A 13,537-nucleotide genomic window follows, 5' to 3' on the forward strand; every position below is an offset into this window, starting at 1 on the left:
CTGCTATGCAGAACATCATCCGAAAAGGAGGAACTATGAAGGCTGCAGTTGTTACGAAGGATCATCATGTTGACGTTACGAATAAAACACTGCGCTCACTGAAACATGGCGAAGCCCTGCTGAAAATGGAGTGTTGTGGTGTATGTCACACCGATCTTCATGTTAAGAATGGCGATTTTGGTGACAAAACCGGCGTAATTCTGGGCCATGAAGGCATCGGTGTGGTGGCAGAAGTTGGCCCAGGTGTCACCTCATTAAAACCAGGCGATCGTGCCAGCGTGGCGTGGTTTTACGAAGGATGCGGTCATTGCGAATACTGTAACAGTGGTAACGAAACGCTCTGCCGTTCAGTTAAAAATGCCGGATACAGCGTTGATGGCGGGATGGCGGAAGAGTGCATCGTGGTCGCCGATTACGCGGTAAAAGTGCCAGATGGTCTGGACTCGGCGGCGGCCAGCAGCATTACCTGTGCGGGGGTCACCACCTACAAAGCCGTTAAGCTGTCAAAAATTCGTCCAGGGCAGTGGATTGCTATCTACGGTCTTGGCGGTCTGGGTAACCTCGCCCTGCAATACGCGAAGAATGTCTTTAACGCCAAAGTGATCGCCATTGATGTCAATGATGAGCAGTTGAAACTGGCAACCGAAATGGGTGCAGATTTAGCGATTAACTCACGCACCGAAGACGCCGCCAAAATTGTGCAGGAGAAAACCGGTGGTGCACACGCTGCGGTGGTGACAGCGGTAGCTAAAGCTGCGTTTAACTCTGCGGTCGATGCCGTTCGTGCAGGCGGGCGTGTTGTGGCAGTCGGTCTGCCGCCGGAGTCTATGAGCCTGGATATCCCACGGCTGGTGCTGGATGGTATTGAAGTGGTCGGTTCGCTGGTCGGCACGCGCCAGGATCTCACCGAAGCCTTCCAGTTTGCCGTCGAAGGCAAAGTGGTGCCGAAAGTCGCCCTGCGTCCGTTAGCGGACATCAACACCATCTTTACTGAGATGGAAGAAGGCAAAATCCGTGGCCGTATGGTGATTGATTTCCGCCGCTAAGAAGCCTTTGCTGCGACTGCCATGTTCGGGTCGCAGCCTGTTTTGCGAGACGCTTTCCGCAATTTCACTCTTCTTCTTTTCCTCCCCCATCTTTCCCCTCACAATTCGCGAAAACGTAGCGAAATTTGTTGCGCTGCACGGAACAATAGTGATAGTGTTCCTTTCGAGGGAACAAGGATGAAGAGATGATAATGAATTTCAGACACAAGGGATTGCGTGACTTGTTTCTTCTCGGCAAAACCTCCGGCGTTATACCGACGCAAGTCAAACGATTACGCCATCGACTTGCTGTGATTGATGCGGCAAGCTGTCTTGCTGATATCGATATGCCCGGTTACCGACTACACCCGTTAAGCGGCGATCGCGATGGAATTTGGGCGATATCTGTCTCGGGCAACTGGCGAATCACATTTGAATTCGTCAATGGCGATGCATACATACTGGATTACGAGGACTATCACTGATGAAAATGGCCAATCATCCCCGCCCGGGGGACATTATTCAGGAATCACTGGACGAACTTAATGTCAGCCTGCGCGAGTTTGCCAGAGCAATGGAAATTGCGCCCTCAACGGCAAGCCGATTGCTGACCGGAAAAGCAGCTTTGACGCCAGAAATGGCAATTAAACTTTCCGTGGTGATCGGCAGTTCGCCGCAAATGTGGCTGAATCTGCAAAACGCCTGGAGTCTGGCAGAGGCTGAAAAAACGGTGGATGTGTCGCGATTACGCCGTCTGGTTACGCAATAAAAAAATGGCACTTTATAAAGCGCCATTTAGAACTGATGACAAACGCAACATTGCCTGATGCGCTACGCTTATCAGGCCTACAAGTTCACTGCAATCTATTGGATTTGAAGGGTTTGTAGGCCGGATAAGGCGTCACGCCGCATCCGGCATGAACAAAGCCTACGTTGTCTACAATATGAAAATGACGCCTTTTACAGCGCCATTTTCAGCTTAAAGTTCAAAAGAGATTATATCCCTTCTTCACTCTCTTTTTTCGCTTCTGCCTTCTCGATTTCACGATACCAGCGTGGATGGTGTTTCTTCGCCCAGCGACGGCTCACCTTTCCTTCGATCATCCCTTTAATCGATCCTTTCACCCAGAATGCCATATACATATGGATCAGGATGGCGTGGATCAGGATGATACCCGCAGCCGCGTGGATCAGCAGGCTATAACGGACAACCTGTATCGGGAAGTACTGCGCAAAGTACGGACGCCAGATAATCACCCCGGTCACCAGCAGCACGAAAATCATGCTCATGATCGACCAGAACATCATCTTTTGCCCGGCGTTGTACTTACCGACATCCGCTACTTTATGCTCATTGCCTTTCAATACTTCGACAATGTTCAACAGCCACGGAATATCTTTCTTATCCGGGATGTTGTGATGCACAAAACGCACAAACATAAACATCAGCGCGACGAAAATCGCAATGCCGAAGAACGGGTGCAAAATGCGCCCCATCTGCGGCGTACCGAAGGTTTGCGTCAGCCATTGCAGCGTCGGGAAGAAGAACGAAATCCCGGACAGCGCCACCAGGAAGAAGCAAATCACCACGGTCCAGTGACAGGCGCGATCAATAAATTTGGTGCGCACAATCATTTTCGACTTACTCATGATGATCCTCCTCGTCATCGTCCACTTCCTTATTCGGGCCAATACCGATGTAGTGGAAAATCAACCCGGCAAAAGTGGCAATAAAGCCAGCCGCTGCCAGCGGTTTCAACGCGCCTTTCCACAGGCTTACCGAGGTGTCGATCTTCGGATCTTTCGGCAGACCGTGATACAGCTCCGGCTGATCGGCGTGATGCAGCACGTACATAACGTGCGTACCACCGACCCCTTCCGGGTTGTAGACGCCAGCATGTTCGTAACCACGCGCTTTCAGTTTCGCCACGCGCTGTTCCGCCAGCTCCAGCATCTCCTTCTTGGTGCCGAAGTGGATAGCCCCGGTCGGACAGGTTTTCACACAAGCCGGTTCCTGGCCGACGCTGACGCGATCGACGCAGAGCGTGCATTTATATACCCGGTTATCCTCTTTGTTGAGGCGCGGAATATTAAACGGACACCCAGCAATGCAGTAACCACACCCGATGCAGTTTTCCGACTGGAAATCAACAATCCCGTTAGCGTACTGAATGATTGCACCAGCAGACGGGCACGCCTTCAGGCAGCCCGGATCTTCACAGTGCATACAGCCGTCTTTACGGATCAGCCACTCCAGCTTGCCGTTCTGTTCGGTTTCGCTAAAGCGCATCACCGTCCAGGACTTGGCGCTCAGATCGGCGGGGTTATCGTAAACCCCGACGCAGTGCCCCACTTCATCACGGATGTCGTTCCACTCTGAACACGCCACCTGACAGGCTTTACAGCCGATACAGGTGGAAACGTCGATAAGTTTCGCGACTTCTGCTTTGTAATCACGCACCTGAGAAGGCGGCGTGATGGAGTTAGTTGCGGACCTTTTGATAATGTCCTGCGTTTCCATAGCCATCTGTTCGCCCCCTTACGCCTTCTCAATGTTGACTAAGAACGCTTTATATTCCGGCGTTTGCGAGTTTGCATCACCGACATTCGGCGTCAGAGTGTTAGCGATATAACCTTTACGCGCGACACCCTCAAAGCCCCAGTGGATTGGAATACCCACCGTTTCAACCTGCTGACCGTTTACATTCAGCGGCTTCAGACGGCGCGTTACCACAGCCACCGCGCGGATAAAGCCACGCTTGCTGGATACGGTGACACGGTCGCCATTGGCGATGCCTTTCGCCGCCGCCAGCGTTTCGCTGATTTCCACAAACTGTTCCGGCTGAGCAATTGCGTTGAGCAACGCGTGCTTGGTCCAGGTGTGGAAGTGCTCGGTCAGACGATAGGTCGTACCCACATACGGGAACTGCTCTTTTTTACCCATCCGCAGCGCGTCTTGTTCATACAGACGAACAACCGGGTTAGACACCACGTTCGGATGCAGCGGGTTAGTGCCCAGCGGCGTTTCAATTGGCTCGTAGTGCTCCGGGAACGGACCTTCCGCCATTTTGTTGATGGCAAACAGGCGTCCCATCCCTTCCGGCTGCATGATAAACGGCCCGGTTGGCGTACCCGGTGCGGCATTGCCGAAGTCCGGAATATCGTTACCCGTCCACTTGCTGCCGTTCCACTGGATCAGCATCCGTTTCGGATCCCACGGTTTACCGTTGATATCCGCCGAAGCACGGTTGTAGAGTACGCGACGGTTGAGCGGCCACGCCCAGGCCCATCCCAGCGTATTCCCCAGACCGGACGGGTCGGAGTTATCGCGGTTAGCCATCTGGTTGCCCTGCTCTGTCCAGCTACCGGTGTAGATCCAGCAAGAAGATGCGGTTGTACCGTCATCACGCAGATGCGCAAAGCTACTCAGCAACTGACCTTTCTTCGCAATCAGCACGCCATTAGCATCATAGAGATCTTCCAGCGCATAGCCGTTGTTCTCTTTAGCTACTTCGTCAGATTGCGGTTCGTGCGGCTGCTTGTAGTTCCAGCTCATCTTCATCAGCGGTTCTACGCCTTTACCACCTTCGGCCTGGTACAACTCGCGCAGATGATGGTAGATACCCGCCAGAATTTCGCCGTCGTTACGCGCTTCGCCCGGCGCGTCCTGACCTTTCCAGTGCCACTGTAACCAGCGACCGGAGTTAGCGATAGAACCATCTTCTTCAGCAAAGCAGGTCGAAGGCAGACGGAATACTTCAGTCTGAATAGACGCCGGATCGACATCGTTCGACTCGCCGTGGTTCTGCCAGAAGGTAGAGGTTTCAGTCACCAGCGGATCGATAACCACCATGTACTTCAGCTTGCTCAAGCAGCTCACCACTTTGTTTTTGTCCGGGAAGGACGCAACCGGGTTAAAGCCCTGGCAGAAATAACCGGTGACTTTGCCTTCGTCCATCATGTTGAAATACTTGATGACGTCGTAGGTCTGGTCCCACTTAGGCAGCCAGTCGTAGCCCCAGTTGTTCTCTTTCTGCGCGGCATCGCCGTAGAAAGATTTCATCAGGCTAACGAAGAACTTCGGATAGTTGCTCCAGTAGTTCACCTGATCAGCCAGCGTCGCTTTCGGCGTGTTCGCTTCCAGATACGACTGCAAATCAACCTGTTTTTCTGACGGCAGCGTCAGATAACCCGGCAGGCTGGTAGAGAGCAGGCCTAAGTCGGTCAGGCCCTGAATGTTGGAGTGACCACGCAATGCGTTCACGCCGCCACCGGCCATACCCATGTTACCGAGCAGTAACTGGATCATCGCCATAGTACGGATGTTCTGCGCACCCACGGTGTGCTGCGTCCAGCCCAGCGCGTAAAGGAAGGTGGTTGTGCGATCCGGTGCGCTGGTGGAGGCCAGCACTTCACACACTTTCAGGAAGTCGGCTTTTGGCGTACCACAGATGTTTTCAACAACGTCCGGCGTGTAGCGGGAAACGTGCGCTTTCAGCAGGTTCCACACACAGCGCGGATGAGTCAGTGTTTCATCGCGTTTCGCATAGCCGTTTTCATCGAACTGATAGTTCCAGGACGATTTATCGTACTGGCGTTTTTCAGCGTCATAACCGCTGAACAGGCCATCTTCGAAAGCAAAATCATCACGCACCAGCAGGCTGGCGTTGGTGTAATGCTTAACGTATTCGGCGTTGATTTTGTTGTTTTCGATCAGGTAGCGCAAAACGCCAGACAGGAACGTAATGTCCGTACCGGAACGAATAGGTGCGTAAATATCCGCCACAGAAGCGGTACGCGTAAAACGGGGATCGACAACGATCAAGGTTGCATCGTTGTTGTTTTTCGCTTCCATCGCCCAGCGGAAACCGACGGGATGCGCTTCCGCAGCGTTACCACCCATCACCATTACGACGTTAGCGTTTTTGATATCCACCCAGTGGTTGGTCATCGCACCGCGACCAAATGTTGGAGCAAGACTTGCTACCGTTGGTCCGTGTCAGACGCGCGCCTGGTTGTCTACCGCCAGCATCCCGAGGGAGCGGGCAAATTTCTGGGTCAGCATCCCGGTTTCGTTGCTGGCACCGGAGGCACACAGCATACCGGTAGAAAGCCAACGGTTTACCGTTACGCCCTGCTCGTTCTTTTCAATAAAGTTAGCGTCACGGTCAGCTTTCATCAGCTTCGCAATACGGGAGAATGCTTCTTCCCAGCTAATGCGCTGCCATTTGTCAGAACCTGGCGCACGATATTCCGGGTAGCGCAGACGGTTTTCGCTGTTGACGTAATCCAGCAAACCGGCCCCTTTCGGGCACAGCGCACCACGGCTTACCGGATGATCCGGGTCACCTTCAATGTGATAAATCGCTTCTCTGGCGTTTTTCGCGCCATCACCCAGGCTATACATCAATAGCCCGCAACCTACGGAACAGTATGTGCAGGTGTTACGGATCTCTTTAGCGCGTAATAATTTGTAGTTTCGCGCCTGAGCCAGTGCTTGCTTTGGGGCAAAGCCCAATGCCGCTACTGTTGTTCCAGCCATACCGCCCGCGCAGATTTTAAAAAATTGTCTGCGACTGACGTCCATTGCTTTCCTCTTTTTTCAGGGGTATTACTGCGCGAGGAAACTAACAGTAAAATTCTGAATCTTTTTGCGCGAAATCAAAAAGAACACGTGTTTGCCACAAAATAATCCGCCTGCGCAAATTGACCTACCTCAATAGCGGTAGAAAAACGCACCTCTGCCTGACAGGCCAGTTAAAAAAATGCTATAAAATTCAGCTTAATTTTTAACGGCAAGAGAGACAAAACAGCGAGCATGACACGACAAAAAGCAACGCTCATAGGGCTAATAGCGATCGTCCTGTGGAGCACGATGGTAGGATTGATTCGCGGTGTCAGTGAGGGGCTCGGCCCGGTCGGCGGCGCAGCTGCTATCTATTCATTAAGCGGGCTGCTGTTAATCTTCACGGTTGGATTTCCGCGTATTCGGCAGATCCCGAAAGGCTATTTACTCGCCGGGTGTCTGTTATTCGTCAGCTATGAAATCTGTCTGGCGCTTTCCTTAGGATATGCGGCGACCCGTCATCAGGCGATTGAAGTGGGTATGGTGAACTATCTGTGGCCCAGCCTGACAATTCTCTTTGCCATTCTGTTTAATGGTCAGAAAACCAACTGGCTGATTGTACCAGGATTATTATTAGCCCTGGTTGGCGTCTGCTGGGTGTTAGGTGGTGACAATGGGTTACATTATGATGAAATCATCAATAATATCACCACCAGCCCATTGAGTTATTTCCTGGCGTTTATTGGTGCGTTTATCTGGGCAGCCTATTGCACAGTAACGAATAAATACGCACGCGGATTTAACGGAATTACCGTTTTTGTCCTACTAACGGGAGCAAGTCTGTGGGTTTACTATTTTCTCACGCCACAACCAGAAATGGTATTTAGCACGCCCGTCATGATTAAACTCACCTCTGCGGCATTTACCTTAGGATTTGCTTATGCTGCATGGAACGTCGGTATATTACATGGCAACGTCACCATTATGGCGGTAGGTTCGTATTTTACGCCCGTTCTTTCCTCAGCGCTTGCAGCCGTGCTGCTCAGCGCCCCGCTGTCGTTCTCGTTCTGGCAAGGCGCGCTAATGGTCTGCGGCGGTTCCCTGCTCTGCTGGCTGGCGACACGTCGTGGCTAAAATAATTGTCGGGTCTACGGCCCGGCAGTTAATCAGATAAATTCCGACAATATAAAAAAATAAATTTCAAATACCAGTAGTTCACCTTATATTTCATTTCGACTTCGATCACATATCGATAAATAATATTATTTCATCTATTTTTCTCATTGTTTTTAATCACCATTCTATTTTAAAAACAGTATGTCATTTATAAATGACGCCGTTTAAAATTCGTTTAGAAAATACGTTTAACGATAATTAAAAGGATTCTGTTAAATGAAATTAAAAATAGTTGCGGTGGTTGTAACTGGTTTGTTAGCTGCGAACGTAGCACACGCTGCCGAAGTCTATAACAAGGATGGTAATAAACTCGACCTTTATGGCAAGGTTACCGCTCTACGTTATTTTACTGATGATAAGCGTGACGATGGTGATAAAACTTATGCCCGTCTCGGCTTTAAAGGAGAAACGCAAATCAATGATCAAATGATTGGTTTTGGTCACTGGGAATATGATTTTAAAGGCTATAACGATGAAGCCAACGGCTCGCGCGGTAACAAGACCCGTCTGGCCTATGCAGGTTTAAAAATTAGTGAATTTGGCTCTCTGGACTATGGTCGTAACTACGGTGTCGGCTATGACATTGGTTCATGGACCGATATGTTGCCAGAATTTGGTGGCGATACCTGGAGTCAGAAAGATGTCTTCATGACATACCGTACTACCGGTGTGGCAACCTATCGCAACTACGATTTCTTCGGCTTAATTGAAGGTCTGAACTTTGCCGCGCAATATCAAGGCAAAAATGAACGCACTGACAATGGTCATCTTTATGGTGCTGACTACACGCGTGCCAATAGTGACGGTTTCGGTATCTCCTCAACTTATGTTTATGATGGCTTTGGTATCGGTGCGGTGTATACCAAATCCGATCGGACAAATGCGCAGGAAAGAGCCGCTGCTAATCCTCTCAATGCCTCCGGTAAGAATGCAGAACTGTGGGCTACAGGTATAAAATATGATGCCAACAACATCTACTTTGCAGCTAATTACGCTGAAACATTAAACATGACCACCTATGGCGATGGTTATATCTCTAACAAAGCACAAAGTTTTGAAGTAGTGGCACAATATCAATTCGACTTCGGCTTGCGCCCATCACTCGCTTACCTGAAATCGAAAGGCAGAGATCTGGGCCGCTACGGCGACCAGGACATGATTGAGTATATCGACGTTGGTGCGACGTATTTCTTCAACAAAAATATGTCGACCTATGTTGATTATAAAATCAACCTGATTGATGAAAGCGACTTTACCCGTGCCGTAGATATTCGCACCGATAACATCGTCGCAACGGGCATTACCTATCAGTTCTAACATCCTCTCCTGACCAGCCCTTCTCTGGGCTGGTTTTTGATTTAAGTGCTGCTGTATGACTCCTTAAGTAAAAATGAGCAATTTTTGATATTTCTGGTCATTCACCTCAATTAATATTCTTCCATACCCTCCGGGGACATCTTACTATAATATTTATTGATGAGTGATTATGACCAATATTAATACAGCTTGTGTAAAAAATAATGCCAGTTATCAATTAAATAACGCATTACCTAACAAAGAAACCATCTCCAGCAATTTTTGTGAACGACTGGCACAATGGGGTAATAAGTCGCTTAATAATGGTGAAGAAAGAGCAATTGCCGTAGAGCGAATTAAAGAAGCTTACAATTCGAACATGGCATCTCTTGATTTGTCATATCTTGATTTGAGTGAGTTACCGCCTATCCCCTCGACAGTTAACACGTTAAATCTGGAAAACAATTGTCTCACTTGTCTTGACTTTACTGACAATGCCAGCCTCGTCAATATCAACCTTAGCTTTAATAAAATTAAAACGATAACCTTTCCAAATGAATCAAAACTGGAAAATATTTATATTGATCACAACAATCTGGAAAGTTTGGATTTTAAAAATCAGCATTCATTGGTTAACCTGGAAGCGCAAAATAACAATCTGACAAAAATTAATATTTCTGATAGTTATAAACTGAAATTTCTTAATCTTCATTATAACAAGCTAGCATCGCTGGATCTCTCCCGGCAAGAATCTCTGATTGAGTTAAGTGCCCATCATAATATGATCAATGACATTATATTACACAATCACCCCATAGTGGAGAAAATCACTTTAAACGACAACCATATTGCACATTTAAACGCGAAAACTACTACAAAACTGGAATATTTAAACTTAAGCAATAACAATTTATTGCCAACAGATGACATTGATCAATTAATATCATCAAAACATCTTTGGCATGTATTAGTTAACGGCATCAACAATGATCCACTTGCCCAAATGCAGTACTGGGCTGCAGTAAGAAATATAATTGATGACACTAATGAAGTGACCATTGATTTATCTTATAACCTGGCAATCACAAATATCGATACCAGCGATGAACATCTTGTAGAAGTAAGCGAGAATTCCGAAGGAAATCATATAAAAGACAATGACTCAATGTCTATTCGTTATAGATCAAAATATTATTCCAGAGAGTACACCTTAATAGAAGAAGAAACAATATTTTCTGACGCAGAACTAAAAGCCATTCTGCCTATGCATCGCATGTACGGGGTTGGTGACTATAAGTCAAATTCCTCTTCTCTACCCTCACACTCGGGGCTAAAGGACCCAACGGGCACACCCGTCTGTTATTATATTCATAATGAGGATAAACCTTCCTTAGGTTTTGGTCCAACAGCCAATAATTGGTTAAGCCAATCCTTTACAACAGAGTTATAAAACACATCCTGATTTATCAAGGGTAATAAATCATTAAAATAAAGCATTACTACGGAGCAGTTATGAAATTCCCTTCAATATTTAATAAAATAAATCCACAATCCATACAGCAACATCCAGAAAAAAATGAACTTAACTGGATGCGCGAATTAAATAAATGGAAAGCAGAACGCATACTTACAGGTGAAATCCATCGTCCGGAATGCCGAAACGAAGCCGCTAAAAGGATAAATTTTGCTTTTTTGTCGAAACAGAATGATATTGATTTATCAGGGCTTAATTTAACTACCCAACCACCAGGACTGCAAAACTTCACCTCTATCAATCTTGATGAGAACCAACTCAAACATTTTGATGCAACCACCTACGATAGACTCATCAACCTTAGTCTGAATAGTAATGCTCTTGAGTCAATAAATTTTCCTCAAGGTAGAAATGTAAGCATTACACATATATCTATGAATAATAATTCTCTCAGAAATATTGATATAGATAGGCTTTCATCAATTGCTTATTTTAGTGCGGCACATAATCAACTAGAGTTTGTGCAATTAAAATGTTGCGAAAGGCTGCAGTACCTGAATCTCAGCCACAATCAATTAACTGATATTGTGGCAGGAAATAAAGATGAACTTTTACTGCTGGATCTATCCCATAATAAACTAACAAGTTTACATAATGCCTTATTTCCCAACTTGAATACGTTACTTATCAACAACAACTTGCTTTCTGAAATTAAAGTGTTCTTTAGCAACTTCTGCAATGTTCAGACATTAAACGCTGCGAACAATCAGTTGGAAAAAATAAACCTTCATTTCCTGACTTATCTTTCATCTATCAAAAGTTTAAGGTTGGACAATAATAAAATAACCCGCATTGACACTAAGAATACGTCCGATATTGAAACTTTATTCCCCATAATAAAACAGAGCAAAAACTTAAATTTTTTAAATGTTTCTGGGAAGAACAATTGCCCTACTATCCAGCTCATGTTATTTAATTTATTTTCCCCAGCACTTAAGCTTAATACTGGCCTGGCAATTCTTTCGCCTGGTGCATTTGAAGTTCACTCTGACGGAGTATATGTGGATAACGAATTGTTTCACTATCATATTAAAAATGCATGTAACCCATATAATATACATACTTATAAAACAGAAGAAGTTGTAAACCAGAGGAATATAAAAATTAAAAATATGACCTTAGATGAAATAAACAATACTTACTGTAATAACGATTATTACAATGAGGCGATAAGAGAGGAACCGATAGACTTTCTGGACAGAACGTTTTCCTCCAGTTCATGGCCTTTTTAGTGAATAAATTATCACTAATTCTATAAGTGTCTGGTCTTGTTAAAAATATAAACCCTTTGGATTCATCATCTGAAGGGTTGGATCATGACATGCATACATAGGTTAACATCCGTTTAATGGTTAGCTTGTTAGTTACATTTAGTAACACATATCTGTCTGTTTAATCCCCATTCTGCCCCCGCGGTTACGCTTTCTTATCTATTCTTTCAATCAGCACTTCACCCAATTCATCCTTAATTCTAATAACTGGCTATTGCGCCTTACCTCCTGTTTTGTCTTTTTTTCATTACCAATGTGTACATGTGAGGAACAATATGGCACTGCAAAATGAGAAAACTAGTCGTTATCTTTTGCGCGACTGGAAACCAGAAAATCCGGCCTTCTGGGAAAATAAAGGAAAACATATTGCTCGAAGAAACCTCTGGATATCAGTCAGTTGTCTACTTCTTGCCTTCTGTGTCTGGATGCTATTTAGCGCAGTTACTGTTAATCTCAATAAAATCGGTTTTAATTTCACTACCGATCAACTCTTTTTATTAACCGCATTACCCTCCGTTTCTGGCGCATTATTGCGTGTCCCCTACTCCTTTATGGTGCCTATATTTGGTGGGCGCCGATGGACGGTTTTTAGTACTGCAATCCTGATTATTCCTTGCGTCTGGCTCGGAATTGCCGTGCAGAATCCGAATACTCCTTTTGGGATATTTATCGTTATCGCTTTGCTATGCGGTTTTGCAGGTGCGAACTTTGCTTCGAGCATGGGCAATATCAGTTTCTTCTTCCCAAAAGCCAAACAAGGGAGCGCACTTGGGATTAATGGCGGATTAGGAAACTTAGGTGTAAGTGTGATGCAGCTGGTTGCACCGTTGGTCATTTTTGTACCCGTATTTGCCTTTCTCGGCGTCAATGGCGTACCGCAGGCCGACGGTTCGGTGATGTCGCTGGCGAATGCCGCATGGATTTGGGTGCCATTACTGGCGATTGCCACGATCGCCGCCTGGTCAGGGATGAATGATATCGCCAGTTCACGCGCGTCAATTGCCGACCAGCTGCCAGTGTTACAACGCCTGCATCTCTGGCTGCTGAGCCTGCTTTACCTTGCCACCTTCGGTTCGTTTATCGGTTTTTCTGCGGGTTTTGCCATGCTGGCGAAAACTCAGTTCCCTGATGTGAATATTCTGCGCCTGGCGTTCTTTGGCCCATTTATTGGTGCCATCGCGCGGTCGGTTGGTGGTGCTATTTCCGATAAATTCGGCGGCGTGCGGGTGACGTTGATCAACTTCATTTTTATGGCGATTTTCAGCGCCCTGCTGTTCCTTACCTTACCGGGCACAGGCTCCGGTAATTTCATCGCATTTTACGCCGTATTTATGGGGTTGTTTCTGACCGCAGGTCTGGGAAGTGGTTCTACTTTCCAGATGATCGCCGTCATCTTTCGCCAGATAACCATTTATCGGGTGAAGATGAAAGGCGGTAGTGATGAGCAAGCTCAGAGAGAAGCCGTCACCGAAACGGCGGCGGCTCTGGGCTTTATCTCAGCCATTGGCGCAGTGGGCGGCTTTTTCATTCCGCAGGCGTTTGGCATGTCGCTCAATATGACCGGCTCTCCGGTAGGCGCGATGAAAGTGTTTTTAATCTTCTACATCGTTTGTGTGCTGCTGACCTGGCTGGTTTATGGTCGGCGGAAGTTCAGCCAAAAATAAGAGAT

The 13,537-nt window shown here is 46.9% G+C and carries 10 protein-coding genes and 1 pseudogene; 8 read left to right on the forward strand and 3 right to left on the reverse strand.

Going from position 1 to position 13,537, the window contains the following annotated elements; translation table 11 throughout:
- Positions 1-35: 35 nt before the first annotated feature.
- The 3 genes from adhP to ACJHYR_RS01385 all read left to right on the forward strand — a co-directional run bounded on the left by adhP (position 36) and on the right by ACJHYR_RS01385 (position 1,794).
- Positions 36-1,046: an alcohol dehydrogenase AdhP gene (gene adhP / locus ACJHYR_RS01375; protein ID WP_072837516.1), complete on the forward strand. Its 1,011-nt coding sequence runs from the start codon at positions 36-38 to the stop codon at positions 1,044-1,046.
- Between the two features lie 185 nt (positions 1,047-1,231).
- The gene (locus ACJHYR_RS01380; protein WP_000605676.1) at positions 1,232-1,510 is read left to right on the forward strand and encodes a type II toxin-antitoxin system RelE/ParE family toxin; all 279 of its coding nucleotides are present in this window, start codon (positions 1,232-1,234) and stop codon (positions 1,508-1,510) included.
- On the forward strand, positions 1,510-1,794 hold the full coding sequence (locus ACJHYR_RS01385) for a HigA family addiction module antitoxin (RefSeq protein ID WP_000781370.1): 285 nt from the start codon (positions 1,510-1,512) through the stop codon (positions 1,792-1,794). Before ACJHYR_RS01380 ends, ACJHYR_RS01385 begins: the two co-directional genes overlap by 1 nt.
- Positions 1,795-2,021: 227 nt before the next feature.
- On the opposite strand, the gene fdnI is transcribed toward ACJHYR_RS01385, so the two are convergent.
- The 3 genes from fdnI to fdnG are packed head-to-tail and all read right to left on the reverse strand — an operon-like array spanning position 2,022 to position 6,612.
- The gene (gene fdnI, locus ACJHYR_RS01390; RefSeq protein WP_000045646.1) at positions 2,022-2,675 is read right to left on the reverse strand and encodes a formate dehydrogenase-N subunit gamma; all 654 of its coding nucleotides are present in this window, start codon (positions 2,673-2,675) and stop codon (positions 2,022-2,024) included.
- Positions 2,668-3,552, reverse strand: coding sequence for a formate dehydrogenase N subunit beta (gene fdnH, locus ACJHYR_RS01395; RefSeq protein WP_001240582.1), 885 nt, complete (start codon positions 3,550-3,552; stop codon positions 2,668-2,670). The genes fdnI and fdnH overlap by 8 nt, the downstream gene beginning before the upstream one ends.
- 12 nt (positions 3,553-3,564) lie before the next feature.
- Positions 3,565-6,612 (reverse strand): formate dehydrogenase-N subunit alpha, encoded by a 3,048-nt coding sequence (fdnG, locus tag ACJHYR_RS01400; protein WP_015912497.1) that lies wholly within the window; start codon positions 6,610-6,612, stop codon positions 3,565-3,567.
- A 231-nt stretch (positions 6,613-6,843) separates the two neighbouring features.
- Here fdnG and yddG point away from each other — a divergent pair, with 231 nt between their 5' ends.
- From yddG to narU, 5 genes and pseudogenes are all read left to right on the forward strand, one after another.
- The gene (gene yddG / locus ACJHYR_RS01405) at positions 6,844-7,725 is read left to right on the forward strand and encodes an aromatic amino acid efflux DMT transporter YddG (RefSeq protein ID WP_000198204.1); all 882 of its coding nucleotides are present in this window, start codon (positions 6,844-6,846) and stop codon (positions 7,723-7,725) included.
- 258 nt (positions 7,726-7,983) lie between these two features.
- The gene (gene ompC / locus ACJHYR_RS01410) at positions 7,984-9,084 is read left to right on the forward strand and encodes a porin OmpC (RefSeq protein ID WP_059328040.1); all 1,101 of its coding nucleotides are present in this window, start codon (positions 7,984-7,986) and stop codon (positions 9,082-9,084) included.
- Positions 9,085-9,844: 760 nt separating this feature from the next.
- Positions 9,845-10,132 (forward strand): annotated as a pseudogene (locus ACJHYR_RS01415) (leucine Rich Repeat family protein); the annotation flags it as partial.
- Positions 10,133-10,575: 443 nt separating this feature from the next.
- The gene (locus ACJHYR_RS01420) at positions 10,576-11,829 is read left to right on the forward strand and encodes a leucine-rich repeat domain-containing protein (protein WP_072837517.1); all 1,254 of its coding nucleotides are present in this window, start codon (positions 10,576-10,578) and stop codon (positions 11,827-11,829) included.
- 314 nt (positions 11,830-12,143) lie between these two features.
- Complete coding sequence (gene narU / locus ACJHYR_RS01425) at positions 12,144-13,532, forward strand: nitrate/nitrite transporter NarU (protein WP_001207933.1); 1,389 nt, start codon at positions 12,144-12,146, stop codon at positions 13,530-13,532.
- Positions 13,533-13,537: the final 5 nt, after the last annotated feature.

It is taken from the genome of Escherichia sp. WS1450 (assembly GCF_046487395.1).
GTDB lineage: Bacteria > Pseudomonadota > Gammaproteobacteria > Enterobacterales > Enterobacteriaceae > Escherichia > Escherichia coli.